16 protein-coding genes and 1 tRNA gene are annotated in these 25,349 nt (G+C 62.4%); 6 read left to right on the top strand and 11 right to left on the bottom strand.

The window, feature by feature from the left end:
• Positions 1-233: 233 nt before the first annotated feature.
• The 3 genes from QRN04_RS10740 to QRN04_RS10730 form a co-directional block, all read right to left on the bottom strand.
• A tRNA-Met gene (locus QRN04_RS10740) sits at positions 234-307 on the bottom strand.
• 211 nt (positions 308-518) lie between these two features.
• A complete protein-coding gene (locus QRN04_RS10735) occupies positions 519-3,518 on the bottom strand; it encodes a UPF0182 family membrane protein (RefSeq protein ID WP_284976013.1) in 3,000 nt (999 codons plus the stop codon).
• Between the two features lie 130 nt (positions 3,519-3,648).
• Complete coding sequence (locus QRN04_RS10730) at positions 3,649-4,785, bottom strand: YlbL family protein (RefSeq protein ID WP_284976012.1); 1,137 nt, start codon at positions 4,783-4,785, stop codon at positions 3,649-3,651.
• A 198-nt stretch (positions 4,786-4,983) separates the two neighbouring features.
• Here QRN04_RS10730 and QRN04_RS10725 point away from each other — a divergent pair, with 198 nt between their 5' ends.
• Positions 4,984-6,435, top strand: a complete 1,452-nt coding sequence (locus tag QRN04_RS10725; RefSeq protein ID WP_284976011.1) for a zinc-dependent metalloprotease — start codon at positions 4,984-4,986, stop codon at positions 6,433-6,435.
• Positions 6,436-6,474: 39 nt separating this feature from the next.
• Here the strand turns inward: QRN04_RS10725 and QRN04_RS10720 are convergent, their stop codons facing one another.
• From QRN04_RS10720 to nudC, 3 genes are read right to left on the bottom strand one after another with little or no spacing between them, the layout of a single operon-like run.
• Entirely contained in the window at positions 6,475-7,098 is a 624-nt protein-coding gene (locus QRN04_RS10720; protein ID WP_284976010.1) for a M48 metallopeptidase family protein, read from the bottom strand.
• Positions 7,098-9,230 carry an ATP-dependent DNA helicase UvrD2 gene (locus QRN04_RS10715; RefSeq protein WP_284976009.1) on the bottom strand — a complete coding sequence of 711 codons (2,133 nt, stop codon included), beginning with the start codon at positions 9,228-9,230 and terminating at the stop codon, positions 7,098-7,100. The genes QRN04_RS10720 and QRN04_RS10715 overlap by 1 nt, the downstream gene beginning before the upstream one ends.
• Positions 9,227-10,207 carry an NAD(+) diphosphatase gene (gene nudC, locus QRN04_RS10710; RefSeq protein WP_284976008.1) on the bottom strand — a complete coding sequence of 327 codons (981 nt, stop codon included), beginning with the start codon at positions 10,205-10,207 and terminating at the stop codon, positions 9,227-9,229. The genes QRN04_RS10715 and nudC overlap by 4 nt, the downstream gene beginning before the upstream one ends.
• A gap of 177 nt (positions 10,208-10,384) precedes the next feature.
• Between nudC and QRN04_RS10705 the strand changes: the two genes are divergently transcribed.
• On the top strand, positions 10,385-11,620 hold the full coding sequence (locus QRN04_RS10705; RefSeq protein ID WP_284976007.1) for a macrolide 2'-phosphotransferase: 1,236 nt from the start codon (positions 10,385-10,387) through the stop codon (positions 11,618-11,620).
• 4 nt (positions 11,621-11,624) lie between these two features.
• Here the strand turns inward: QRN04_RS10705 and QRN04_RS10700 are convergent, their stop codons facing one another.
• Genes QRN04_RS10700 through QRN04_RS10690 form a run of 3 tightly spaced genes read right to left on the bottom strand, consistent with a single transcriptional unit; the run spans position 11,625 to position 18,924 of the window.
• Entirely contained in the window at positions 11,625-15,137 is a 3,513-nt protein-coding gene (locus tag QRN04_RS10700) for an ATP-dependent helicase (protein WP_284976006.1), read from the bottom strand.
• Complete coding sequence (locus QRN04_RS10695) at positions 15,134-18,511, bottom strand: ATP-dependent helicase (RefSeq protein ID WP_284976005.1); 3,378 nt, start codon at positions 18,509-18,511, stop codon at positions 15,134-15,136. The genes QRN04_RS10700 and QRN04_RS10695 overlap by 4 nt, the downstream gene beginning before the upstream one ends.
• On the bottom strand, positions 18,508-18,924 hold the full coding sequence (locus QRN04_RS10690) for an MGMT family protein (protein ID WP_284976004.1): 417 nt from the start codon (positions 18,922-18,924) through the stop codon (positions 18,508-18,510). The genes QRN04_RS10695 and QRN04_RS10690 overlap by 4 nt, the downstream gene beginning before the upstream one ends.
• A gap of 89 nt (positions 18,925-19,013) precedes the next feature.
• On the opposite strand from QRN04_RS10690, the gene QRN04_RS10685 reads away from it, so the two are divergent.
• The 4 genes from QRN04_RS10685 (at position 19,014) to QRN04_RS10670 (ending at position 22,530) form a co-directional block, all read left to right on the top strand.
• A complete protein-coding gene (locus QRN04_RS10685; RefSeq protein ID WP_284976003.1) occupies positions 19,014-19,724 on the top strand; it encodes a 3'-5' exonuclease in 711 nt (236 codons plus the stop codon).
• A gap of 344 nt (positions 19,725-20,068) precedes the next feature.
• Positions 20,069-21,019: an ABC transporter substrate-binding protein gene (locus tag QRN04_RS10680; protein ID WP_284976002.1), complete on the top strand. Its 951-nt coding sequence runs from the start codon at positions 20,069-20,071 to the stop codon at positions 21,017-21,019.
• Positions 21,020-21,031: 12 nt separating this feature from the next.
• Positions 21,032-21,796, top strand: coding sequence for an amino acid ABC transporter permease (locus QRN04_RS10675; protein WP_284976001.1), 765 nt, complete (start codon positions 21,032-21,034; stop codon positions 21,794-21,796).
• The gene (locus QRN04_RS10670) at positions 21,793-22,530 is read left to right on the top strand and encodes an amino acid ABC transporter ATP-binding protein (RefSeq protein ID WP_284976000.1); all 738 of its coding nucleotides are present in this window, start codon (positions 21,793-21,795) and stop codon (positions 22,528-22,530) included. Before QRN04_RS10675 ends, QRN04_RS10670 begins: the two co-directional genes overlap by 4 nt.
• Before the next feature lie 91 nt (positions 22,531-22,621).
• Here QRN04_RS10670 and QRN04_RS10665 read toward each other — a convergent pair whose 3' ends face one another.
• Entirely contained in the window at positions 22,622-23,899 is a 1,278-nt protein-coding gene (locus QRN04_RS10665) for a glycoside hydrolase family 3 N-terminal domain-containing protein (RefSeq protein WP_284975999.1), read from the bottom strand.
• 124 nt (positions 23,900-24,023) lie between these two features.
• Positions 24,024-25,343 (bottom strand): glutamate-1-semialdehyde 2,1-aminomutase, encoded by a 1,320-nt coding sequence (gene hemL / locus QRN04_RS10660; protein WP_284975998.1) that lies wholly within the window; start codon positions 25,341-25,343, stop codon positions 24,024-24,026.
• Between the last annotated feature and the right edge of the window lie 6 nt (positions 25,344-25,349).

The raw sequence follows: 25,349 nt of genomic DNA, 5'->3' as shown, positions 1-25,349 counted from the left end.
TCTGGGTTATGAGCCCAGCGAGCTACCGAACTGCTCCACCCCGCGTCGCAAGAACTACTCTACCTCACCCCGGGAGGCGCAAGTGACGATATGCGGGCAAGGTGCTCGAGATCACTCGAACGCGCCAAGGGCCTCCCCTGCCGACTCAAAGCGACCTCCGGCGTCGCGGTTTCCGCACTTGAGGGCAAACAAAAAGGTCCGGATCACCAATGTGATCCGGACCTTTTCTCCAGTTGCGGGGACAGGATTTGAACCTGTGACCTCTGGGTTATGAGCCCAGCGAGCTACCGAACTGCTCCACCCCGCGTCGCAAGAACAACACTACCGTCCGGTGAACGGCGAACCAAATCCTGGTGACGTGACCTGCGTCTCCCCCGCCCCGATGGTTCACGAGGACGAGAGATGCAGGCGCTTTAAGGGACCGACGACGGCGATCAACCGCCTGCCGGGCAAACGAAAGGGGCCGGTGCCGTCCGAAGAGACGAACGCGCACCGGCCCCAGCTCACCCGCCCGTGGCTTAGCCGCTCGGTGACGGTGATGGCGAAGGCGTAGCGCTCGGGGTGGCGCCTTGGGTCGCCGTGGTACTGGGCGTTACACCCAAACGCGTCTCGGCATCAATGGCCTTCTTCAGCGCTGCGGACAGGTTAGCCTGCTGGGTCCCGTAACCAGCAAAGTCGCCCTTGGCCAAGGCAGCCTGGCCATCCTGGATAGCCTTGTTGGCATCATCCAACGCGGCCTTGAGTTCGGCCTTGGCGTCGGTGGTGTTTGCCGGCGGAGTCGTGGTGGTCGTGGCAGGCGGCGACGTGGTTGTTTGCCCATTGTTTGCCGAGTCCCCCGCCTTAGCGCCGGAATCTCCCCCAAACAGCTGGTCCAACGCCGCGTCGAGCGTTGGCGCGAAGCCGATCTTGTCACCGAAAGCCACCAGCACCCTTTGAAGGGTGGGGTACGAGGTTTCCCCCGTCGACTTCAAATAGACAGGTTGGACATAGAGGAGGCCTCCACCTACAGGCAACGTCAGGAGGTTTCCATTCAGCACATCCGATGCACCTTGACGCAAAAGGTTAAGTGCCTGAGAGACGGTGGGATCGGAGTTGAACTTGTTTTGCGCCTGCCCGGGCCCCGGAACCTGAGTGTCCGTAGGAAGTTGCAGGAGCCTGAGCTTGCCGTAGGTATCAGCCTTTACGCCCTTGACGTTGCCGGCGTCCGAGTCTGCGGCGAGGAAGCCGTACAAGATGTTCCTGGCGTTGCCATTGACCGTTTGGGGAATGAAGGAAGAGGTCAATTGGAAGGCAGGCTTGGTCTGGTCCGGCATTTGCAGTGACATGTAGAAGGGCGGCTGCTTGACCGCCTCGGACACTGTGGGATCGTTCGGTACGCTCCAGGCATCGTTGTTCTGGTAGAAGCTGTCCGGATTGGTGACGTGATAGCGGCCCAGCAGTTCGCGCTGGACTTTGAACAGGTCCTCCGGGTACCGCACGTGGCTCATGAGATCGCCAGACATCTCGGAATAGGGTTTGATGACGTTCGGGAAGATCTTCTGCCACGCCTTGAGGAGTGGATCCTGGTCGTCCCAAGCGTAAAGGGTCACCGAGCCGTCATAAGCGTCGACAGTGGCTTTGACCGAGTTCCGGATGTAGTTCACCGAACTATTGGGCAACGCGACCGTTCGCCCCGAACTGGTGAGGGAGTCCGCCGTCGCGTTTTGCAACTGCTGAGGCTGGGAGTACGGGAAGTACTGACTGGTGGTGTAGCCATCAACGATCCACTTCACCCGTCCGTCCACGACAGCCGGATAGGCATTGCCATCGATGGTGAGGAAGGGGGCAAGCTTCTCTACGCGTTCGCGCGGATTGCGGTCGTACAGGATCTGGGACTTGTCGTTAACGCCGTCCGACAGCAAGAGGTCCGAGGACTGGAACTTGATGGAATACAGCACCCGGTTCAGCCAGTTCCCTACGCTCGGGCCGCCGTTGCCTTTGAAGGTGTACTGCGTGTCTCCGCTGCCGGCCGGCCGGTCCTGCTCACGCTGTTGAGCACCCTCCGGCCCTCCCACGATGGAGTAATCCGGCGAGTTCTCGCCGAAGTAGATGCGTGGCTCATAGGAGGTGTCCGTACCGAGAACTCCCGTGGAGGGGATGCCGGACTCGAGGAAGTCCGGTTTGCCGTCGACGGTGAACTTGTTGCCTTTAGCCGCAACTACGCCGTAGCCATGTGTGTAGACGATGTGGCGGTTTACCCACGTTTGCTGGTTGGCGCTAAGGCCATCCGGGTTCAGTTCACGGACCGCGATGACGGTGTCCTGGACCTTCCCGCCCACGGTATAGCGGTCCACATTCAAGGTCTGCGGAAACTGGTAATAGGGGCGGTACTGTTCAAGCTGCGAAAAGGCGGACGAAATGAGGTTCGGGTCCAAGAGCCGGATGTTGGCCGCCGTTTGCGCGTCCTTCGCCAGCGCACCACTCGTGGCGTTCGTGGTCGCGTTGTAGGCGGACACGTCGATCTTGTCCAAGCCGTAGGCGGAGCGCGTCATATTGATGTTGCGGCCGATGTATTCCTTTTCCAGCGTGTTCTCCGAAGGCCGGACCTGGAACTGCTGGATGACCCACGGATAGACACCGCCTGCCAAAATCGCGGTAATGACCAACATCGCCGTCCCGATGACAGGAAGCCGCCAGCGGCCAACGACGGCCGCGATGATGAAAAGTATGGCCACTAAACCTGCAGCAACGGCGAGGATTGCCTTGGTGGGGACAACTGCGTTGACATCCGTGTAGAGCGCGCCGGCCCAGTGACCGGAAGAGCTCTGAACCGTTGTGTACCTGTCCAGCCAGAAGTTGATGCCCAACAGGACAAGGAAAACCGCCCCAATCACCGCGACATGGATCTGGGCGGCGCGGCTGGTGAAGATGCCCCGTTCCAAAAGGCGGATGCTGCCGTAGAGGTAGTGCGTCAAGATACCGGCAATGCCAGCAACGATGGCAATGCTGATCAGGAAGCCCGTCACGAATCCCAAGAACGGAAGTGACATCAAATAGAAACTGATATCGAGGTTGAACTGGGGATCGGTCTGGCCGAACGGCACTTGGTTGAAGAACAGCAACGCCTTCTGCCACTGGCTTGCCGCCGCGCTTCCGGCGAACAGGCCAAAGAGGATTGGGAGTCCGATCATCACCACGCGCCGCACCGGCTCGAGCTGCGCTTGGTACCTGTTGAGGTTCTCGCGCGCTTCAGAGTCCGGGGCATAGACCGGCCGGGCTTTGTAGGCGATGCGGATGGCGAAGTAGACACCGGCGAACATCAACGCAAACCCGATCAGGAACGTGATGATCTTGGCCAGGTTTTCGCGTAGGTACACTTCGAAAAAGCCAAGCTGCTGGTACCACAGGACATCAGTCCACACATTGGCGAAGAAGATGAACCCGACGACGACGACCGCCACCACGATCAGCGTGGGAGTCAGGACACCCCGTCTCAGCGGCGATCTTCCGGACGGGTTGGAGCTGGCGGGACGAGACAAACTCTGTACCTCATTGTGGTCGTCAGTGAACAATCGGTATGCGCGTGCTTAACATCCCCGGCCCGTTGAAACCTGGCAGAGTCCGTCATATGTGCCACGAGTGGCAGTCGAGCTAAGTTCCACGGTCAGTCTAATTGTTTGTGCAGGTCGGAAGTCCTTTAATGTCCCCTCCCGATGCAAACTGTTTTACCGCGGCAGTCGCCTCCGCCAGAGTTTCAACCTTAACTACCTGCAATCCGTTTGGAACGTGACCCACGACGTCCCCGCAGTTAGCCGCCGGAGCGAGGAAAAGAGTGGCTCCCTGCTGCTTGGCCCCGATCATCTTCTGGGCGATGCCACCGATGGCTCCCACTGCGCCGTCGGGAGTTATGGTCCCCGTGCCGGCAATGTGTTTTCCGCCGGTAAGGTCACCCGGCGTGAGTGTATCGATGATGCCCAGGGCAAACATCATCCCTGCACTTGGACCGCCGACATTGTTCAGGGAGATATTGACGTTGAAGGGAAAAGTGAACCCGCTGGCCAGGAGCACGCCCAGAATGTAGGTGCCTGAAGGGTTCTTGGTCGGCGTTATGGTCGCAGTCACCGACTTACCGCCGCGGTCGACGACGACGACTGCCGGAGCGCCTGCCCCGGCGGCGAGTTCAGCTTGTATTGCGGCCAAGGACGTCACCGGTTTTCCATTGATGGAAACAAGGCGGTCGCCTTCTTGGATCTTTCCCGCAGAGGGTGACGAATCGGAGAGTCCAGCCACGGTAAGCCGTTGCTCAAACGGGATCTTCAGTTGGCGCAACGCGGCCGCGACCGCGTTTTCCTGGGAGGTCGCCATGTCAACCTGCCCCTGCTTGGCGGTGTCCTGCGCAGTGCTTCCCTTGGGATAAATCAATTCCTCGGGGTACACGGCCTTGGAAGGATCCAGCCAACCCCGAAAGACATCCAGGATCGTCGCGGGACTTTGCGGACCGCCTGTGGTGACCACCGTGGTCAAGTCAAGGTCTCCCTTGGCGGGGAAGGACTCATGGCCGGTAACGGAAATGACTGGCTTGTCTCCATCTTTACCCAAGGTATTGAAAACAGGCCCCGCTGACTCCACGACGTAAGGCACCGGCAATGCAGCAGCGCCAACGCCCAGGCCCAAGGCCAAAAGCCCGGAGATGACCATGATCGAGTACCTGACGTCACGGGAAGGTGCCGTGGCATCTGTGGCGGGACCGGCGTCGTTCGCTTGGCGCGGATCCACGGAGCCTTCTGAATGGGGCGATGTAAGCATGGGGGCCTTTCTATGCCGTCACAGCGACGTTGGTACCGGGGCGCTACGACGAGGATGCACCAGACATCCACACTACGCGGTCCCCCAGTTCGGAGGCTGCTTTGCCTACAGCGAACGTTGCGGCAACCGGGCAGACAGCCCTCCCCCATCGGGGTACGGTGAAAGGGATCACCAGCCAGTTCGACGATCGGCGACACCATGACTTCCAACCCGAACAACCCGTCAGAAGATGATGACACGCCCAAGGATCCGCTGGCTGAAATGCTGCAGAATCTCATGGGCGGACAAGGGATGGGCAACATCGATCCCGCCGAACTGGCTAAGGCCGCCGGCCTGCCAAACGACCCCCAACTGCTTCAGCAAATGTTCTCGCAGGTCCAAGCAATGATGAGTTCCACCTCCGAAGGACCTGTAAATTGGCAGCTCGCACACGATAACGCCCGCCGTGTGGCAGCGTCGGGCAGCGATCCATCCGTCAGCGCCCACCAGTCCAAGGAGATCGACGAGGCGCTGAGGCTTGCTGAGCTGTGGCTGGATCCTGTCACGGATCTCTCCGCCACCGGACTCATCGGCCGGGCGTGGTCGCGTGCTGAGTGGGTTGAAGCCACCCTGGGCACGTGGAAGCGTTTGACCGAGCCCGTGGCAAACAGTATCGCCAACGCGCTGTCCGAAGCCCTGTCCCAGCAGATGCCTGAGGAAATGAAGTCCATGATGGGCGGCGCATCGTCCATGCTGCAGAACATGGGCGGGGCCATCTTCGGGATGCAGCTGGGGCAAGCTATCGGCGCGCTTTCCGCGGAAGTTGTGAGCAGCACAGACATCGGCGTTCCGCTGGCCGACCTTGAAATGGCTTTGCTGCCCACCAACGTCGCGAAGTTCGGAGAAGGCCTGAGCCTGCCGGAGAACGATGTCCGGCTTTTCCTTGCCGTGCGCGAAGCCGCGCACGCCCGGTTGTTTGTGCAGGTCCCCTGGCTTCGAGGCCATCTGCTGGGCGCGATCGAAGCCTACGCGCGCGGCATCCACATAGACATGTCGAGGATCGAAGACCTTGCCCGGGACCTGGATCCCAGCAACCCGGAGGGCATTCAGGAGGCACTGTCCCACGGCGTGTTCATGCCCGAACGCACCCCTGTGCAGACAGCTGCCCTGGAGAAGCTCGAAACTGCCCTTGCCCTCGTTGAAGGCTGGGTGGATGAGTTGACAGCCGAAGCCACGGCACGGGTGCTGCCGTCGGCCACAGCGTTGCGGGAGACCGTTCGCCGTCGTCGGGCAACCGGTGGACCGGCCGAACATGCATTCTCGTCCTTGGTGGGCTTGGAACTGCGTCCGCGGCGACTCAGGGAAGCCGCCACGTTGTGGGCAACCCTGAAGGAAGAGCGTGGAATCGAAGGCCGGGACGCTATCTGGCACCACCCGGATCTGCTGCCGACAGGTGCCGACCTCGACGATCCCAAGGGGTTCTCGGAACGACGCCGTCTCGCCGAAGCCAGCGACAGTGAAGTTGACGATGCCCTGCAAAAGCTGCTGAGCGGCGGTTTTGAAACAACGTCCGAACCGGGCGATGAGGGAACGGGCGACGACGGCTCAGGCGACGACGGAAAAAAGGGCGAGCCCGAATCCGGGACTGACCCCGAACCGCCGGCCAACTAGGCATTTTCTCCCTGGCACGAGGTACTCGGGGCCCTGCCCTCAGTGTGGTGCTGGAGGCTCGGGAGTAGGTGCCTCGGTGCCGGGGTCCGGTCCGAGGCCCCGGGATGTTGCGTAAGCTACTCCGTCCAGGAAAGCTTTGGCGCGCTGGGTTTCAGGGTAAGCCTCAACCAACTTCCAAAAGTCGGCGTTATGACCGGCCACCAGGAGGTGCGCCAGCTCGTGGACGAGGACGTAGTCGATCACCGACTGCGGCATTGGCTGGAGCTTGCTCGATAACCTGATGCTGCCATCAGCCGGAGTAGCCGAACCCCAGCGTGAGTTCTGGTTGCCAACCCAACGCACCGACGTCGGCATTGCGCGGCCGCCGAGGTAAGTCCGCGACAGCAGTGCGGCCTGCTCAGCGAGGGCTTCGTCGGTGGCTGGACGACGTTTGCCGCGTCCGCCGGCCCCTTCCCCCTGATTCTTCAACTTGGCCAGCATGCGTCCCACCCATTCCCGTTCCTGGGTCCGCGTGAAGCTGGCCGGAATGGCGACCACGGCTTTGCCGTCTTCCCAGAAGGCAGCTACGGTCCGGCGTCGTCGCGCAGAGCGACGCACGACGACGGGTGAACCATCCTCTGTCAGCTGGTGAACGGGTGAGTCTGAGCTGGTTGATCGGGCCATCAGAGGACAGCGCTTTCGCTGAGAACTTCCAAGACGGCCTCGCCGTAGCGTTCAAGCTTGGAAGGGCCAACACCGGCCAAGCCCGCAAGTTCCTCCAGCGACGAGGGCCGCGCCTCAGCGATTGCAGTCAGGGTCGCATCCGTAAACACAACATAAGCGGGAACCTCGGCAGCTTGCGCTACGTCCTTGCGCCACTGCCGCAAGGCATCAAATGTCTGTTCCTCATAGCTGGGTGGACATTGGTTGCAACGCCCAATCTTGCGCTCCGCACCCGTTGCTAGCATGCTGCCGCAGACCCTGCATGAGGCCGGGGCCGCAGCTTTTGGACGCACGGGCCCTGTTTTACTGCGAGCGCTGGCAGATGCGACAGAGTCAGGCCGCAGTCCATCCAGGAACCGGGAGGGCTTCCGGTTTGCACGGCCACCCGGCGTGCGGGCAGTGGACCATGAAAGGTTCAAGTGCTCGCGTGCACGGGTGATGCCCACGTAAAGCAGCCGCCGTTCCTCGTCAACGTCCTCGGGCGTGTCAGCGAAGGAAATCGGCATAAGTCCCTCGCTGAGGCCAACCAAGAACACGGCATCCCATTCGAGGCCTTTCGCGGAGTGCAACGAAGCGAGGGTGATTCCCTGGACAGTGGGCGCGTGCTGCGCCAAGGAACGTTCCTGGAGCTCATTGACGAATTCGGCGAGCGTGAAGGATTCTCCCCGGTGAACGGCAAGCTCGTCTGCCAAGGCAACCAGTGCGGCCAGCGATTCCCAGCGCTCCCGGAGCGCTCCCCCGCTATGCGGTGCAGTATCGGTGTAACCCAATGAGGCCACAATGTCACGGACGATCTGCCCCAGGGGCACTGAGGGTCCCTCAGCTACTGCCCTGGTTGCCGCGCGCAACTGCAAGATGGCATCACGCACTTCTTTCCGGGCGAAGAACCTTTCGCCACCCCGAAGTTGATAACCGATACCTGCAGAGGCCAAAGCTTGCTCGTAAGCTCCGGATTGTCCGTTGGTGCGGAACAGGATCGCAATCTCGCTCGCCTTCACACCCGCGGTCAGCAGTTCCTGGATTCGTCCGGCGACGACGGCGGCTTCCGCCTCATCGTCCGGGCACTCCATGAATCGGGGTGCCGGGCCCGACGGCCGCTGGGCCACGAGCTTCAGGGGAGCCGCCCATGCAGCATCCGCCACGGGTCCGCCGCTGCGACGCGCGCCAAGGAGCTCGTTGGCCAGCTTCACCACCTGCGGGGTGGAACGGTAGTCGCGGACCAGTTTGACCACAGTGGCGTTGGGGAACTGAGCTTTGAAACCAAGCAAGTGTTTCGGTGACGCTCCAGTGAAGGAATAGATCGTCTGGGAGGCGTCGCCCACTACGCAAAGCTCGTCCCTCCCGCCCAACCACAGGTCCAGGAGCCGTTGCTGCAGAGGCGACACGTCCTGGTATTCGTCTACGACGAAGTGCCGGTACTGCTCCCGCACCGTCGCTGCGACTTTTGGGTCCTCCTGAAGGATTCCCACGGTGATGAGGAGAACGTCTTCAAAGTCGATGACGTTCCGATCGGTCTTGAGGTCTTCATAGGCTTGGAACACCCTCGCCACGGCAGTGAGGTCGAACCCACCGGGAGTTCCCCTGCCCACCGCATTCTCCAAGTAGTTGGCCGGGGTGAGCATGGACACCTTGGCCCATTCGATCTCGGCAGCGAGGTCCCGGATCGATGCCCGATCAGTGCTGAGCCGAAGCCGGCGGGAGGCTTCAGCAATCATGGTGGCTTTGTGGTCCAAAAGGCTTGGCAACGTTCCGCCGATGGCCTGGGGCCAGAAAAACTGCAACTGGCGCAAAGCGGCCGCGTGGAACGTGCGGGCCTGAACCACGCCCACGCCAAGGTCCCTAAGCCGACTCCGCATCTCGGCCGCCGCACGCGCAGTAAAGGTCACTGCCAGCAACCGTTGCGGACTATAGACGCCGGAGTGGACGCCGTACGCAATCCGGTGGGTGATGGCACGCGTCTTCCCGGTGCCCGCCCCCGCAAGTACGCATAGCGGACCCGTCAGGGTGCTGGCTACCTCACGTTGTTCTTCATCAAGGCCTCCCAGGATGCGCTCCTCAAGCGAGCTCCCGGCGTCGAACGTTTCTTCCGTCACGGCTGAAGGTCTTCAATGAAGCCGCCATACCAGTGCTCGATCAGTGAACGCGCAATCGACAACCGTGTCGAGATGGTGATTTCCCCGCTCAACACGGCAGCTTGCAGTTCCTCACGGCTGAACCAGCGGGACCGCGTGACTTCCACACCGTCGGGTTTGGCGACGGTGTCCTCCGTTGTTGCTGTGAATCCCAACATGAGGGACGCCGGAAACGGCCAGGACTGCGAGCCCAAGTACTGGCATGCGGTGACACGGACTCCGACTTCTTCGCCAATTTCACGGACCACCGCTTGTTCCAGGGACTCACCTGGTTCAACGAACCCGGCCAGCGTCGAATAGTTTTTCGCATCGACGGGACCTCCGCCGCCAAGGAGGAGGCGGCCGTCAGGGCCGACCACGGTAACGATGATCGCCGGATCCGTTCGCGGATAATGTTCTGAGTTGTCTTGGGGGCATCGCCGCACCCAGCCGCCGGATTCGACCTCCGTGGGGCTACCGCACAGCGGGCAATGCCGGTGCGTGGCATGCCAGTTGGAAATGGCGCTGGCCTCGATGAAAAGGGCCGTGTCAGTGGCGTCCAGACGTCCGGCGACCTCGCGGAAACCCGCCCACTCGGCATCGGCAGGTAGTGTTGCGGTGCCCGGGGAAACCGGCTCGGCGAGCGTGAACAACAGCACCGGCGTACCGACCGCCAATGACGACGGTAGCAAGGTTCTGCCCAGATAGACGGACTCGCGCCCTGCGGCTGCCAGCGCCTCCCACAGCTCTGCTGCCTCGCCAAACCACAGGCCGCCCGCAGTAACCACCGCTTTACGCTGGGAGATCAGCACAGCTTTGGCCGTTCCCGACGAAATGAGCTCCGACACCATGCCCGGCTTCATCCTGACGGCCGACCCCCGATCCACCACGGCCGGGGGCACGGGAAGAACGGTGTCCGTCAGGTGGTTTGCCAATGCCGATGGTTCCGTATAGCTCATGTACCTACCGTACTGATTACCACCGTCAAAAAACATTTGGGCAGCCTAAGGCTTGTGGACATATCCAAGGCATTCCGTGGGTTCTTCCGTGGGTGGGCAAGGTAGATTTCCTGCAGATCTGGAGACTCGCCGCACTGCATCATGGCCACAGGCGCCAGCCACCCTACCGTGGAAGGCGTGAGAAGAACTCCGCTTGAACTAGCTGCTGTGGCAACCGCGGCAGTGCCCGGCTTGGCGCCCACTGGCACAGCCTACTCCCCCGACGACGACGCCGACTTCGACTCGGCGCTCCTGCTGGACGCCGACGGGAAACGCTGGCGCGTCCGTTCGCCGCGCCATCCCGAAGCGAGCACGCGGTTGGAAACGGAATTCATGGTTCTGCGGGCTTTCAGTCCCGCGATCCGAGCAGAGCTTCCTTTCCATCTCCCCACCATCGCCGGGACAGTACGCCAGGGCGAGCTCACCACCTTTGTGTATGCGCACCTGCAGGGCTCGTTGTTCTCCATTGAGGACCTTTCGGCGGGCAGCGCTGCCCTGGCCAAGGAAATCGGCTCGGCGCTGGCTGCAATTCACGATCTGCCCCTCTCCTTGGTGATCAATGCCGACCTTCCCAGTTACTCCGCCAACGAGTTCCGCCAGCGGAAACTCAACGAGCTTGACCAGGCGGCGACAACAGGCAAAATTCCGGCGACGCTTCTACGCCGGTGGGAACACGCCATGGAAGATGTGGCACTGTGGCGCTTCAACACCTCGGTGGTCCATGGGGATCTCCATGAGGACAACCTGATGGTGCAGGACGACACAGTGACTGCGGTTACCGGCTGGACCGATCTGCGGATCGGCGACCCAGCGGATGACTTTGCCTGGCTTGTGGCGTCCAACGAATCAGCCTTCATCCAGGCGGTGCTCAATCACTACACCGAGGCCCGCCGCGAGACACCGGATTCGCACTTGCTCCGGAGGGCCGCGCTGCTCGCCGAGTTCGCGCTGGCACAATACTTGGTCAAAGCCATGGCGGCCGGCCACGAGGGGATGACGTCGGAAGCTGAATCAATGCTTCAATCATTGGCCGCCGATATCGAGAAGCAGGAGCAGCGCGAAGCGGCCGCGCGTGCTGCAGCTGAGGAGGCAGACCGGCAGGCTGCCGAGGACGCCGCCGCGGCGCCTCCCCAGCAACCGACAGTCACGGTTGTCCCGATTTCCGACGTCGGCCCTGCAGTTTCGGTGGCAGCCATACCGGACGAGCCCGTAGTTGCTGCCGAGCCCGATGACGTCGACGAGGCTGGTGACTTTGACGAGGCTGCCAGGAAGCCGGATGCCGGCACCAGCAGCCAGGATTCGACCTCCACGGCCGCGATTAACGTTGTGCAGCTAAAGGATGTCAACAGCACCGAGGCCACGAAAGACTCCTGACGTCCTAACCGTTGTTACTCAGTGCTTGGGAAACGATCCGCTCGAGCTCATCGGCGCCGCCGAGGTCGTGCGGGCGCACCAGCGATCCTTCTGCCACGTAGTAGAAGGCGGCGCTGACATCTTCAAGGGGAACCTTCCTCAGCCGGGCCCAGGCCAGCCGGTACACCGCCAACTGCACAGCTCGTTCCGTCAGCTGTTGCCCCGAGGGTCGTCGTCCGGTCTTCCAGTCGATGAGCTGCCAGCGGCCGTCGGCATCTTGGAACACGGCGTCGATGCGGCCGCGAACTACGATATCTCCGATCTTGGTCTCCACGGGTACTTCGACATAAACGGGGGCGCGCTGGGCCCACTCGGATTCCTTGAAGGAAGCGACCATCTCCTCGAGTCCGTAGGCTTCATCAATGTGTGAGTCCGAACCCGGTGCCTCATCGAGGTCAAGCATGCCCGTGGTGCCGAAAAACTCTTCGACCCATGAGTGGAATGCGGTCCCCTTGCGCGCCGAGATCCCGGGTTCGCGGGGAACCGGCCTGCGAAGCCGGGACAGTACTTCTCCGGCGTTTGCGCCAAGTTCGACGAACAGTGAAGCGGAGACGTGGCTGGGCAAGTGAACGTCCTGGGTTGCCCTGCCCTGTCTCTGCCGGTCCAACAACAACTCTGCTTCTTGGGACCAACGCTCAGTACCTGCAGGAAGTTGGCCACCGACGGGGTCATCCGGTGCGGTCCCGTCCATGAAAGCCCGGACCATCGCTGCTCCGCTGTCCATGGCGGCCCTACGACCAGGCAGGAGCCTCAGGCGTGCCCCTGTTCGGGGATCCGACGGACCCTCAAGGGGGTCGTATGGGAAAGTGGCGACTTCATGGATTGTCGTCAGCGGGCTGGATTCCGGCAGGGCTTCTTCGGCAACCGAGTCCGCGTGAATCTCGGCGCTCCCGTCGGAGGCCGGGAGCACGGAGCCGCCGCCATCGCCTTGAACTGTCAGCGGAGCTAGTTCCGAAATGAACGGAGATAGCTCGGCCATTCCGGAGCGCGACCCGTTCCACGCCGCACTCGAGACCCACAGAACGTGTTTCGCCCTCGTATAAGCGACATACGCAAGTCTGCGTTCTTCCGCTTCCCCATGAGCCTGGACCCGCGATTTGAAGTCCTTTTCGGCGTCCAACCACCCTTTCTGGTCCGGCTGGTCAAGATCCCATTGCGGGAGATCGGCTCGATCGCCTCTCAACGGCCACGGCAAGGCAGCCGAGCCGCTGCTCCAGCGCGAGTCCCTGTTGCTGGGAAAGGAGCCCGAATTCATCCCGGGAACAAAGACGACATCCCATTCCAAGCCCTTGGAGGCATGGACTGTCAGCAACTGGACAGCTTCGCGGTTGGTTTCTGCAGGGGCGACATCCAGGCCGCCTTCTTCGGAGGCCGCTGCTTCCAACCACGAGAGGAACGCCAGCAGGTCAATGCGCTGCGAAGTTTGCAGGAAACCCGCGGCAGCATCTTGAAACGCATCCAGGTTCCGACGAGCCTGATGAATACTGATGCCGGGCTTGGCAGCGACCTCAATGTCCAAGAGCATTGCCCGCTCAACCTCTCCCAGGAGGGTACTGAGATCGTCTCCAATGTAGCTTCGAAGGAACCTCAGCTCTGAAGATAGCTTGCTGAGGCGCTCCAATGCGGCGTCGCTCAAGGACCTGCCGTGTCCTGACGACCAGCCTTTTTTGGGGAGGAAGTCAAGTGCCTCCACGAGGCTTGCAGAATCGGTGATGTCGCTTTCGAGCGTGACGGCTTCCACACCAGTGCCCGATTCTTTAGCGGAACCGTCAACGGAACCTCCGGCAACGGCGCGGCGGCGAGCCAAGTGCCGGGACCAGTCCGCGAACGCCATGAGATCCGCTGTCCCGATTCGCCATCGGGCCCCGGCCAAAAGCCTCGTCAGCGCATCTGAGCGGCCCGGATCTGCAAGAACCCGCAGGGTCGCGACCAGGTCCACAATCTCCGGCGTGTCCAGCAATCCGCCCAAACCGACGATCTCGTAAGGGATGCCCTGAAGCTCGAATTCTCGGCGGATGCACTCCATTTGCGCCCGACGCCGGCACAGCACCGCCATGGTGGGCCTGACCGCTGACCCATCTTTCTCTTCCTCGAAAACGGTCCGGCGGTATCGGCGGACATCGCGGGCAATTGCGGCTGCTTCGTCCTCGTCAGTACCGAAACGGCCGATCACCACGCGCCCTTCAACAGCCACCGGGCTCGGTACCAACGGAGGAACAGAAACGGTAGCCACGGATCCCCGCTCACCAGCCGGTCCGGCCAGCGTAATGGCGCGGTTAAGCGGCGATGCGATGGTGTTGGCCGCGGCCAGTATGTTCCTGCCGTTGCGCCATGCCGTGGTCAGGTATGAGGTCGGAGCCACCGCGTACGTCTCGGTTCCGGCCTGGGCATCGACCTGCCGCACAGGGAATTCCTGAACGAAGTGAAAGAGTTGTCCTGCCGAGGCGCCCCTGAATCCGTAGATTGATTGGTTTGGGTCGCCGACTGCCGTAACAGCATGTCCCTGACCGAAAAGCCGGGAAAACAGGACAAGTTGAGCATGGGACGTGTCTTGGAATTCGTCCAGCAGCACCACCTTGTAACGGGCTCTTTCCGTGCTGGCCGCCAAAGGAACGTCATTGGCGATCCGCGCGGCCAGAGCTACCAGGTCCCCAAAGTCGAGCACCCCACGCCGCCTCTTTTCGCTTTGGTACCGAACCACCATGTCCGCGACGCTGGCACGGGTCCGCAACATGGACACGAGGTCCGCAGCACCCTGCGTCGGGTTCTTCCGGGCCCCTGCCATATAGGGAAGCTGTTCAAAAGCCTGAACGCGTTCCAGCACCCAGTTGCGCACCCCTTCCGGCTCCTGAAGGTGCTCCGCGCATTCGCCGGCCAACTGCAGGACGGCATTGACCAAGGTGGATTTCGCCACGGTGAAGTGCTCGTACTCGCCGTCGTAGGATTCAACGACTTCGCTGGCCAACTGCCATGACTGTGCGCCGCCGAGCAAAACAACGTCCCGTTCTATGCCGAGTCGAAGGCCGTGGTCAGAGACTATGGCGCTTGCGTAGGAGTGATAAGTGGAAACCTTGGGTTCGAGGTCGTCAGCACTCAGACGCCCGCCCGGAAACCCCATGGCAGCCCCGCCGCCGGACGCTACCCGCTGAAGAGTGGCGAGCTTGGAACGGATCCTGCTGGCAAGTTCACCGGCAGCCTTGCGCGTGAATGTGACACCGAGGACTTCCTCCGGACGCACCCAGCCGTTGGCAACGAGCCACACCACACGGTCAGCCATAGTGGCCGTCTTACCGGAACCGGCACCGGCGATGACCAAGCGCGGAGAAAGGGGTGAGGCGATAATCCGAGCCTGTTCCGGCGTCGGGCGGTTCTTCTCGCCCAGCATGTCCGCAACGTCCGACGGCGAAAACCGCGGCTCTGGAAAGCCAGCGGCATCGCCATGTCCGCCTGCGACGTCGGCCAGGAGTTCAGTACTCATTCGGTGATCTGCTTTCCTCGTGCGCATAACGGGCAAATATCGGGCAAGCGACACCCATGACCGCCGTATCCTGCTTTGCCGGGGTCGTGACGGGCCTCAAAGGTGGCGCCAGCCATCAAAGTCGCGGCCTCCGTCACAAGGTCCTCGGCCCAGTTCTCGCTGGGGTCCAACGGTTCCTGCTGCTGGACGGAGGGACTCTTGGCTTTGGTTCCCAACTGGGCCAAGACAGCACCGCCAGGGGCTACGTCGCTCGGAAGCGTGACTGCCTCAGGCTCGGATTCCCCCGCCCCCGCATCGCGGAAGGCGCCCATCAGGACGGCAGCTTGGTATGCGCCCAGTTGCGGGTGCCGGGCAACCTCTGCCTTGCCGGGCTGGCGCTTACCGGTTTTGAGGTCGACGATGACCAGCCGGCCTTCGGAATCGATTTCGAGACGATCCACTTGGCCCCGAAGGACAGCATGGCGGGCGGCCACTTCCGGGCCTTCATCCGTTCCAGTGGCATCGCCTTGGGCACTGGCGTCGCCGTGGACGGTGACATCGCCGTGGACGGTGACATCGGGAAGCTGGACTTGGAAGTCCTGTTCAACGGCAAGCAAGCTCCTGCCCTCACTGCGCATCATGATCACGTAGGAGGCAAGCTTGCGGACCATGAGCTCGGCCCGCTGGAAATCAAGCTTTCCTTCCCAGTTGTCCTTCATCCCCAGCGTGTGCCACCTCTTTACCAGTTCGGAAACATACTCGGAGCCCGAGGCCTCAGGAAGTTCTTGGGCAATGCTGTGGACCAGGGTGCCCAAGCTCCGCGCGAAATCGGTGGCAGGCTCTCCGCCTGCGGCTTGGACAAACCAATCCAAGGGGGACTTGTGCACCGTCTCGACCTTGGACGGAGACACCGAAACTGTTCCTCCGACGGGTACCACCGGTTCCCTTGAGCTAAGGTCCAATAAACCCCACCACGTGTCCGGATCAGCTCCAGGTACCGGCGGTTCGGCGGTGGCAAGGCGGCCCAGCACACGCGCAGCCTCCCACGCCGTTCCAGGTTCGGTGGCGGCAGCACCGGTCGCTGACTGGACGTGTTGCCGCAGCTCAGCGACAAGGGCACGCAGGGTCATGGGCCTGTCCACGGGGGTGTAGTCGCGTTGGTACTCCCCCGGTCCCAACGGGGCTACGTAGTCAAGGAATGCCGAGGGCTGTTCATCCTCGGAGGATACTGCCGTGCAGATGAGAACCTGACGCGCCCGGGAGACCGCCGTTGAAAAACTCCTGAGCTCGTCATAACGGATATCACGCAACCTGCTCAACGGGCCGCGCTGGAGGGCGTGTTCGACCCCGTGTTCCACGGCATCCGCGTACAAAGTGCTGCCCAAGAGTTCTCCCCGCAACCGAGTGTTCGGCCACACGCCTTCCTGAAGACCGGCGATGATAACCACGGGCCATTCCCGGCCAGCGGCGCTGGCCGGTGTCATGATCTCAACGCACGATTCCAGCTGGGCTCTCGCCGCAAGGGTATCCATGGGCAATTCCTGATTCAGTAAGTAGTCCAGGAATTGTTCAGGCCCTGAGCCTGGCAGCTGGTCCACAAACCGCTCGGCCGTATGGAAGAGGGCCATCATGGCGTCGAGGTCGCGGTCTGCGCGGGCGCCCGCTGGACCGCCGTCGATGGCTGCCTCCGCCCATCGGGAGGACAAGCCTGTCGCCTGCCACAGGGCCCACAGCACTGATTCCGCATTTGCGCCCGGCGTCCCTACGGCCTCCACTCCGGCGGCGATCACTCGAGCCAACCTGCGCGCGGACGTGCCTTCTATGCCCAGGGAGGCCAAGGCTCCAGGCTGGAGCAGGGCCTCGACCAACAAAACATCGCTGGATCGACCCCCACCTCCGAGGAGTTCCTCGCTCCTCAGCGACTGCCGGAGCCTGCGCAACTCGATTGCTGTGGCTCCTCCGATGCGGGAAGTCAGAAGTGAAACCGCCACCTCAGGGGTCAACTTGTCCGGATCCAGTGCGATGGCAAAGGCTTCGAGGAGGGGCCGGACCGCGACTTCATCCCGCACCGCAGAGTCGGCAACAGGAACCCGGACCGGAATGCCTTGGCCCGCGAGGTAGCGCTGGAGTTGGGAAATCAGGCCACCGTTGCGCACAATAACGGCGATGTCGCTGAACTCCCGGCCTTCGCGCAACTGCGCTTCGAGAATGCGCTGGGCTACATAACGCATCTCATGGACCGGTGATGGCAGCACGTGTCCTTCCACCGCACCACCATGAGCGCGGTCAGCGTCCCCGTCGCCGGCAGCCGGCTGTTCCAGCCTCCTGGCGAGTTGCCCGCCCAAGCGCTGGGAGATGCGGGCCGCCACCCTCACCCACGCCTCTGCTACCGCCGGCGAGTGCCGGTGGGTGACCCATAGCGGACGGTGGACTACTGATTCCCTGTTTCCTCCCAGAAGCGATGGCAGTTCGGCCACCAAGTCCGGGCGGGCGCCGCGAAAGCCTTGCACCACAGTGTCCGGCGAGAAGGTGACCACCGCGTCTTTGCCCTCGGCGATGTCGGCCAAGAGCTCGAACACCGCCGGGTTCGACTCTTGGGCGTCATCGACCAGAATCAGCTGCAGGCGCTCCCTTTCTGCGGCAAGAAAAGCTGGAGAATCCTGGAAAATCTGGCGGGCCGTGGTGATGATTCCGGCGGGGTCGAAGGCTTCGGGCATGCGCAGATCCAAGACGTCCCTGTACTCGCTGTAGAGCTCTGCCGCGGCCATCCAATCGGGACGTCCGCATTCATAGGCAAGCCCCACAAGGTCTTCCGCGGTCCGTCCTGACTCGATAATTCGATCAAAAAGCTCACGGATCTCATGCCGGAATCCGCGTGTGGGCAAGGCTGCGGCCAGGTCCGCCGTCCACGGCAACTGATTCCCGGACCGGACGTGCCCCTCGAGCAGTTCCTTGATGATGAGGTCCTGTTCCGGGCCCGAGAGCAGCTTGGGTGGCCGAGGCAACGGCAGGACGCCCTCCGCCTTGGCGCGGCGGATGACGTCAAACGCGTACGACGCCCAGGTACGTGCCGGCGTGGTACTGAGGCTGCGATCCAACCGTCCGGTAAAAGTGTCCCGAAGGGCCGCCGCAGCGTGGCGGCCAGGAGCGAGGATGAGAATCCTCTCCGGGTCCACGCCCTCGTGATGCACCCGGCGCACGGCGGTTTCAACCAAGACGGTGGACTTGCCGGTTCCGGGGCCACCGGGGACAAGTATTGGTCCGCTCCCCCGACCGAGCGAAACCACGGCACGCTGATCCGGGGAAAGGACAGGTGCCACGAAGCTTGTTTCGCGCGGCGGAAGCAGACGCAATGATGCCGATGCGGATCGGGGTTTGGCAGGAGTCGCGGTCACACAGTCATTTCATCATCCGGCACTGACAATTTATGGAGCTCACGCTGCAACTGGTCGGAGATCACATCGAGGTAGTCGAAGTCGGCTTCACTCGGGGCCCACCGCGCGGCCGTCAAGTCGACCCGCCAACGGCCTTCGCCTGTCCTGAGGAACGCTTGATAGGAACCAAGAAGTGGCGTGGACTCAGCAAGGTAATGCTTGAGCGCTTCCGCCTCGTGACCGGGCGGCGCCTCCCCGCTGGCGCGCAGGACCCGCCACCACGGGACCGAACTCCCGTAGTGGCTCATCACGGCACCCACTTGCCGAGGACCGCCGGCGCCCAGAAGCTCGGCGACGTCCCCATAGGCGACGGCAGCACCGGCCGGAACGAGATCCACGACAGCGAGGGCCGCTGTGACGTACTCCATGCGCATCAGTCCAACCTACCGCTTCGACAGACCAGGTCATGTCCCGAGGGAGTGTCGTGCCCAATACTGTCGGAGCCGCCCGGTAGCGTAAAAATATGAGTTCCTGGAATACCCTCCCCCGCGCAGCCTTTGACCTCGAGACCACGGGAAAGAACTCCCGCTCAGCGCGGATCGTCACTGCCTCCATCACTGTTGTGGATCAGCAGGGGGAGCTCATCTCCGAGCATGAGTGGCTGGCTGATCCGGGCGTCGAAATCCCGTCAGAGGCCAGTGAAGTTCACGGGATAACCACCGAGATGGCCCGGGCTGCCGGCCGTCCCGCTGCCGAGGTCACTCGGGAAGTCGCAGCAGTCCTGCAGGAATTGTTCGACGCCGGAACCCCGGTCATCGCCTTCAACGCCAGTTATGATTTCACGGTGCTTGCAGCTGAATCCGCGCGCCAGGGCGTCCCGCAGCTGACCCGGTTCCCCGTGCTGGATCCCTATGTCATGAACAAGCAAGTGGACCGGTACCGCAAGGGCAAGCGCACCCTCACCGCCCTGTGCGAAGAGTATGGGGTGGACTTGGACAACGCGCATACTTCCGCTGCCGATGCCCTCGCCACGTTGCGGGTGTTGGACGCAATGGCAGGCAAGTTTCCTACGTTGCAGATGCCCGCCTCAAAGCTCCACCACCTGCAGGTGGACTGGGCGGCGAGCCAAGCCGCTGATTTCCAACAGTACCTGCGGCGCAGCAAGCCCACAGCAGTGATCGAAGGCCAGTGGCCTGTTTTACCGCCGGAAGATGCGGGCCGGGGCGGCTTCTAGGGCCACGGCTTCCGGGGCCGCAGCTTCCAGGGCGCAGGGCGCTCACGCGTTGCGACGTAAGTCACAGTAGGGTCAGCGAACGCCAAGCTCCGTTTGTTATGGGCGGGATTCCGTGGCGAGACCGCAAGCTGGAATGACTACTAGGCAATACGCCCTGTAGCCAGCGGATCATTCGGCATTAGTGAGTGAAAGCACTCATTTGTTCGATTCAAGGGCCCGCTGGGCCCTGATGTCATAATTAAGTTTGGCAGGTTGAAGCCCAGCGACGCAGCCCAACCTTCGCGGCAGCCACTTTCCTGGCCCCCTGCCGAACGTCTCCGTGACCCGATGAAAGTGATTTCTTCATGAAATTCAAAGCCTTTAAGTGGCTCTCTGCCGCCCCGGTGGCCGCAGTCTTGGTGCTCTCCCTCGCAGCATGCGGCGGCGGAGCCTCGCAGCCGAGCGGTTCCCCCACCGATGCCCTCGCCGGTAGCGACCAGAAGACCCTGGACAAGTTCACCACCGCCAGCGTGACACCGTTGGACAAGATCGATAAGTCCAAGCTTGGCCTGATCACCGATGGAACCCTGAGGGTAGGGACGTTGTCTGACGCCCCGCCGAACATCTTCATCGATCCTTCCGGAAAGTTCACGGGCTACGACAACGAGCTCCTCCGGGCAATCGGCGCCAAGCTCGGACTCAAGGTCGAGTTCGCTTCCACCGACTTCTCGGCTCTCCTGTCGCAAGTGGCGAACAAGCAGTTCGACGTCGGCTCCTCCTCGATCTCCACCACCGACGCCCGCCGCAAGACAGTCGGGTTCACCAACGGTTACGACTTTGGCTACATGGCCGTAGTGACCAAGAATGATTCAAAGGTAACCGGCTTCAAAGACCTTAAAGAGGGTCTGCGCATCGGCGTCGTTCAAGGTACGGTCCAGGACGACTACGTCACCAACACCCTCAAGCTCGAACCGGTCCGCTACCCCGACTACAACACCGTTTACGGCAACGTGAAGAACGGCCAGATCGACGCTTGGGTCGCACCGTCCCAGCAGGCTGAAGGACAGGTCAAGTCCGGCGACAACACCAAAATCGCCGAGAAGGTTGTCAATACCCAGAACTTCACCGCGTATGCCGTGAACAAGGACAACCAGCCTCTGATCGATGCCCTGAACTCGGGCTTGGACGCTGTCATCGCAGATGGCACGTGGGCGAAGCTGACGTCCCAGTGGTACAAGGACCGCCCCACGGCCGCCGAGCAGACTCCCCAAGGCTGGAAGCCGGGCAGCAAGGCCGTCCAGCTCCCCGCCAAGTAACCCGGACGTTCCATGGATATCCTCAACCAATTAGCCAAAACCTTCTTTGACTGGGAGGCGATGGGCCAAGTCATCCCCAAGATGTTCACCGTTGGCCTACCCAACACCCTCGTGCTGGCTGTGATTTCAGGCATCATAGGCACGGCCATCGGCATGGTGCTCGCCCTGATGGGGATTTCCCGGAACGCACCTGCCCGGTGGGTTGCGCGCGTTTACACGGACATCCTCCGTGGCCTCCCGCCGGTTCTCACCATCTTGGTGATCGGATTCGGTTTCAGCCCGATCATGAGGCAGCTCACTGGTTCCACGAGCCCCTATCCCATGGCCATTGCGGCCTTGTCCTTGATGTCAGGCGCCTACATCGGCGAGATCTTCCGCTCAGGTATCCAGAGCGTGGATAAGGGCCAGCTCGAGGCCACACGGGCCTTGGGATTCGGTTACGGTCCTTCGATGCGCCTGGTGGTGGTGCCTCAAGGCATTCGCCGTGTGCTGCCAGCGCTTGTCAACCAGTTCATCGCGTTGATCAAGGAATCGTCCCTGGTGTTCATGCTTGGCTTGTTGGCATCCGAACGTGAGATCTTCCAGATTGGCAAGGACTCGGCGGCGAACAGCGGAAACCTGTCTCCGTATGTTGCTGCTGCACTGTTCTACTTGGTTCTGACCGTCCCGCTGACGCATTTCGTGAACTGGATCGACGCCCGCATGCGTGTGGGACGGCCGGAGAAGAAGGAACCCGATGACGCAGCAGCCGTTGTTGGAAAAGGAGCCCAGTCTTGAGTGAATTCACGTCCGGTTCGTTGACGGCCAAGAACATCCACCTCTCGTTCGGTACCAACCACGTTCTGCGTGGCATCGACCTCCATGTGGAGAAAGGCACGACGGCGTCCGTGATCGGCCCTTCGGGGTCGGGAAAGTCCACGCTGCTCCGTGTCATGAACCGATTGATTGAGCCTGACCAGGGCGACATTCTGCTTGATGGTCAATCGGTGCTCAAGGACAACCCCGACGAGTTGCGCCGACGCATCGGCATGGTGTTCCAGCAGTTCAACCTCTTTCCCCATAAGACGGTTGCAGAGAACGTCTCGCTGGCGTTGCGTAAGATCCGCGGCATGTCCAAAGATCAGGCCCGGAATGAGGCGCTTGAGCAACTGGACCTCGTCGGGCTGAAGCACAAGGCTGACGCGCGGCCGGCCACGTTGTCCGGCGGCCAGCAGCAACGTGTAGCCATCGCGCGTGCCTTGGCGATGCGGCCGGAGGTCATGTTCTTTGATGAAGCGACCTCGGCATTGGATCCGGAACTCGTCAAGGGAGTCCTGGCCCTCATGACCGACCTTGCCAAGGGCGGAATGACCATGGTGGTAGTGACGCATGAGATGGGCTTCTCACGCAACGTGTCCGACGTCGTAACGTTCATGGATGCTGGCGTTGTAGTGGAATCCGGTCCGCCGGAACAGCTGTTCAACAGCCCCCGGACAGAACGGCTTCAAGGATTCCTGTCGGACGTGCTTTAGGGTAAATCCAACCACGCAGCAGGCCCCGCCACCCCAACGCTTCACGTAAGTGAGGTTTGGAGGGCGGGGCCTGCTGCTTTTTCCGGAGAGCCTACTTACCTGATTTCACGCGCAGCACCGTCAACGCCGCGGCGTCCACCTTTGCCCTGAACGCGGGATCTGCCTGGGCCCTCTGCACCACCGCTTGCTGCATGACCGGGATGCTGGAGGGCTCGGCGCAGACCAGCATGGTTCCACCTGCGCCGAAGAACTTCAGGGCGCGATCAGCCACGGCCCACGGCCTCAGCTGCCCCGCGCTGCACAAATCATCAGACAGGACGATCCCGGTAAATCCGGCATCCCCGCGGAGCATCGTTTGGATGATGTCCGGCGAGAAAGGAGCGATGTTGGCTGGGTCAATGCGGTCGTAGTATGCGTTGGAAAGCATGACCCACTGAGCCCCGGAGGTGATCGCAGCGTTGAAAGGAGCGAGGTCGGGATCCGTGCGGCTGGTCACCGAATCATGGACGTTGCTGCTGACATCGGTGTTGGGTACCACCCTTCCCAGCCCTGGGTAGTGCTTGACCACCGGCATGACTCCTGCGTCCTTCATGCCTTGGGCAAAGGCGTTACCCAGTCCGGAAACTTGTTTCGGATCGAATCCGTATTCCCTCTGGAAATGTCCAATGGCCGCGTTCGAGGGGGCAAAGTCCGGACTGGTAACGGTGTCCAGGACCGGAGCGAGGTTCACGTTCACCCCAACGCCGAGAAGCTCCTTGCCCCAGACGGCCGCGTTTGACCTGAGCTTCGCCGGGCCGGCCCCTGCTTGCCCCAACGCCGGGGGCATCGTGGAGAAGCCTGGACCCGAAAGAACCTGAACCAAGCCGCCTTCCTGGTCCGTGGCAACGAAAAGCGGCAGCCCTCCTGTTGTGTCAGTGCCGACAGTGCCGGTCAGGGAGGAGACAACCGAAGCAGCGGCGGCCGCGCCCGCAGTGCTGCGACCACTCAGGTACACGTTGCCCACGTGGTAGCGCTTCAGGGCATCGAAGGTTGCCGGGTCGGGGCCTGTGGCTTTGGCTGCCACCATGAAAAGTTGGCCCACCCGTTGCTCGAGGCTCAAGGCGGCGAGGTGTTGCTCCGCCACAGTGGGCGAGCTTGGCGGCGGAGCCACAGGGGCCACCGGCGCAGGGGGCGGCGGGGCGGCGGATGCCGTTGAAGTAACCATCGGCGTAGCGCTTGACGACGCCGGTTGCGTGCTGCTTGGGCCCGTGGAGGAGGGGACCTCCGACGGCGACTGGCCGGGTTTATCGGGGCTGCTTGAACATCCCGTAGCCATCGCCAAAAGGACACCAGCTGCAGCGACTCTCACGCCAAGGGAAGCAATGGACATGGTCTTGAGCATGGTAAACCGTGAATTTCGTTGGGGTCGGGTTTCCACCTACGAGCCTACCCCCCGGGAACCGAAGCTGCCCCGGGCAGGGCCGGATCAGCCGGTGCCCGGGGCCAGGAGAAGGCTAGGCCGGGGCGGCCGCAGCAGCCTGTGCCGCCGCCGGCAAAGCTTCGACGATCCGGTTCATCGCAGCGTCGTCATGGGCGGCTGAGAGGAACCAGGCTTCGAAAACCGACGGAGGCAGGTAGACACCCGAGTCCAGCATGGAGTGGAAGAACGGCGCGTACCGGAACGTCTCCTGGGCCTGCGCGTCATCGTAGTTGTGCACACCGTGGGTGGACGTGCCGAAAGCCACTGAGAAGAGGTTCCCGGCCCGCTGGATGGAGTGGTCCACTCCCGCCGCGTCGAGGGCGCCGGTCAGGGCGTCGGCGAGTTCCACGGAGCGGGCATCGACGAATTCATAGACCTCTGGGGTGGCATGCGTGAGGGTCGCGACGCCTGCGGCCATGGCCACCGGGTTCCCTGACAACGTACCGGCCTGGTACACAGGGCCCACGGGCGCGAGGTAGTCCATGACGTCGGCACGGCCGCCAAGTGCCGCCGTCGGCATTCCGCCGCCGATGACCTTGCCGAAGGTGAGCAGGTCAGGAGTCCAGCCTTCCTGACGGCCGGTCAGGCCCCAATAGCCCGCGTAGCCGGTACGGAATCCGGTGAGGACCTCGTCCAGGATGAGGAGGGCGCCGTGTTCGGTGGTAATCCGGGAGAGGCCTGCGTTGAACCCGTCCCCCGGTGTCACCACACCCATGTTGGCCGGAGCGGCCTCAGTGATCACGGCAGCGATGTTGCTCCCGTGCGTGGCGAAGGCGGCCTCGACGGCAGCGAGATCGTTGTACGGCAGCACAAGGGTTTCAGCCGCGGTGGCCTCCGTAACGCCCGCGGAACCGGGCAGCGCCAGGGTGGCCACGCCTGAGCCCGCCGCTGCGAGGAGTCCGTCAAGGTGCCCGTGGTAGCAGCCCGCGAACTTGATGATGAGGTTGCGGCCCGTGAACCCACGGGCCAAACGTACCGCCGTCATGGTGGCTTCAGTGCCGGTGGAGACCATGCGGAGGCGCTCGACGGCGGCGACGCGCTCCTTGACGATGGCAGCGAGATTGGCCTCGTCCGGGGTGGAAGCTCCGAAGGAAAGGCCCCGGTCCACGGCTGCGTGCACCGCGTCGAGCACGGCAGGGTGAGCGTGGCCAAGCAACGCTGGTCCCCACGAGCACACGAGGTCCACGTAGTCCTTGCCGTCTGCGTCGGTGAGGTAGGCGCCCTTGGCCGAAACCATGAACTTCGGAGTACCGCCCACTGATCCGAACGCACGGACCGGGGAGTTCACGCCGCCGGGCATCAGGGACCGGGCACGGTCGAACAGCTGATCGGAGACAGGGGTGTTTGAAGTCATGGTTCC

This window comes from Arthrobacter sp. efr-133-TYG-104 (assembly GCF_030208915.1).
GTDB lineage: Bacteria > Actinomycetota > Actinomycetes > Actinomycetales > Micrococcaceae > Arthrobacter.
The sequence above is the reverse complement of the archived record's forward strand: the minus strand, read 5'-3'. Positions and strand labels throughout refer to the sequence as shown.

Excerpts from the sequence above, each read along its gene's own strand:
- QRN04_RS10730 (WP_284976012.1), bottom strand. The coding sequence starts at position 4,785 with ATGCTTACATCGCCCCATTCAGAAGGCTCCGTGGATCCGCGCCAAGCG.
- QRN04_RS10725 (WP_284976011.1), top strand. The coding sequence starts at position 4,984 with ATGACTTCCAACCCGAACAACCCGTCAGAAGATGATGACACGCCCAAG.
- QRN04_RS10720 (WP_284976010.1), bottom strand. The coding sequence starts at position 7,098 with ATGGCCCGATCAACCAGCTCAGACTCACCCGTTCACCAGCTGACAGAG.
- nudC (WP_284976008.1), bottom strand. The coding sequence starts at position 10,207 with ATGAGCTATACGGAACCATCGGCATTGGCAAACCACCTGACGGACACC.
- QRN04_RS10700 (WP_284976006.1), bottom strand. The coding sequence starts at position 15,137 with ATGAGTACTGAACTCCTGGCCGACGTCGCAGGCGGACATGGCGATGCC.
- QRN04_RS10690 (WP_284976004.1), bottom strand. The coding sequence starts at position 18,924 with ATGCGCATGGAGTACGTCACAGCGGCCCTCGCTGTCGTGGATCTCGTT.
- QRN04_RS10685 (WP_284976003.1), top strand. The coding sequence starts at position 19,014 with ATGAGTTCCTGGAATACCCTCCCCCGCGCAGCCTTTGACCTCGAGACC.
- QRN04_RS10680 (WP_284976002.1), top strand. The coding sequence starts at position 20,069 with ATGAAATTCAAAGCCTTTAAGTGGCTCTCTGCCGCCCCGGTGGCCGCA.
- QRN04_RS10675 (WP_284976001.1), top strand. The coding sequence starts at position 21,032 with ATGGATATCCTCAACCAATTAGCCAAAACCTTCTTTGACTGGGAGGCG.
- QRN04_RS10665 (WP_284975999.1), bottom strand. The coding sequence starts at position 23,899 with ATGTCCATTGCTTCCCTTGGCGTGAGAGTCGCTGCAGCTGGTGTCCTT.
- hemL (WP_284975998.1), bottom strand. The coding sequence starts at position 25,343 with ATGACTTCAAACACCCCTGTCTCCGATCAGCTGTTCGACCGTGCCCGG.